We start from the raw sequence: 1,428 nt of genomic DNA, 5'->3' as shown, positions 1-1,428 counted from the left end.
GCTGGGGGTGGTGACGTTCCTCCGGGGCGCGAGCCGCACGCAGTTCGAGCGAGCGGACGCGGCGTACGCGGAGAGTGTCTCGGCGAGGGTTGCGGCTTCGCTTGACCTGGCCCACGCGCTGGGCGGCTGACGGCTCCCCCGCCGGGGGGGGTGGGGGTTCGGGGCCGCCGCTTCCCGCCGGGGGTGTTCGGGGCCGCCGCCTTCCCGCCGGGGGGTGTTCAGCGCCGCCGCCTTCCCGCCGGGGGGGGGTCAGCGCCGCCGCCTTCCCGCCGGGGGGGGGTGTTCAGGGCCGCTGCCTTCCCGCCGGGGGGGGCGGGCGTTCAAGGCCGTCGCCTTCCCGCCGGGGGTATTCAGCGCCGCCGCCTTCCCGCCGGTGAGCGGGTGTTCAAGGCCGCCGCTTCGCGGCGGATCTTTCCCGCCCACCCGCCCGATTGCCCCGCAGCGGATGATCACCCACCCGATGCACCGCGGGGTGATCGGGTGGGCGGGTGGGGAGAATCCGCCGCGAAGCGGTGGTCCAGTCCGTCCCTCAGCCGACTGGACCCCGGCAGGCAGCCCGCCCAGAGCCGCCCGCCCAGCCGGAACCCAGGCAGCCCAGAGCCGCCCACCCAGCCGGAACCCGGGCAGCCCCGAAAACCGCCCACCCAGCCGACTGAACCCAGGCAGCCCCGAAAACCGCCCGCCCAGCCGGAACCCGGGCAGCCCTGAAAACCGCCCGCCCGGCCGGCTAGGCCGCGTGCAGCGCCAGCGTCGGGGAAAGCCGCGCCGCCCGTACCGCCGGGTACAGCCCGGCCACCGTGCCGATGACCAGCGTCGCCCCGAAGCCGCCGCTCACCGCCCATAGCGGGACCACCCAGGGGAGTCCGCCCGACACCGCGTACGCGCCCGTCGCCGCCGCCCCCAGGGCGATACCCGCGAGGCCGCCGAGGCCGGACAGCATCAAGGACTCCGTCACGAACTGGATCCGGATCTGCCCCTTCGTCGCACCCATCGAGCGGCGAAGACCGATCTCGTACCGGCGCTCGAGGACCGAGATGATCATGGTGTTGGCGACTCCGACTCCCCCCACCAGCAGGGCGATCCCGCCGAGGCCCAGCAGCAGCGTCGAGAACGCGCCCTCCGTCGCCGCCTTCGCCTTGAGCGCCGATGACGGGTCGGTCACCTGGACGTTCCGCGGGTTCTCCGGGTCGATCGAGGCGGCGAGCAGGCTCCGGACCTCGTGCACCGAGGCGTCCGTCGACCGCTCGTACACCGACGTGGGGCGGCCGTCGAAGCCGAGCTCGCTCTTCGCCGCCTCCCAGCCGACGAGGGCCGAGCGCTCCACGTCGGGCAAGAGCGGCAGCGGGTCGAGGATGCCGACGACCGTGAAGTACCGGTCGTCCACCCAGCCCTGCTGGCCCGGCTCCGTGATGCCGAGGCGGTCGGCCG

General features: G+C 74.9%; 1 protein-coding gene. It reads right to left on the bottom strand.

What is annotated here, in order from left to right; translation table 11 throughout:
- Positions 1-727: 727 nt before the first annotated feature.
- Positions 728-1,428, bottom strand: a 701-nt coding sequence (locus tag ACZ5CR_RS45150; protein ID WP_468869447.1) for an ABC transporter permease, incomplete at its 5' end; no start/stop codon positions are given.

The organism is Streptomyces sp. NPDC031274, from assembly GCF_055570235.1.
The sequence above is the reverse complement of the archived record's forward strand: the minus strand, read 5'-3'. Positions and strand labels throughout refer to the sequence as shown.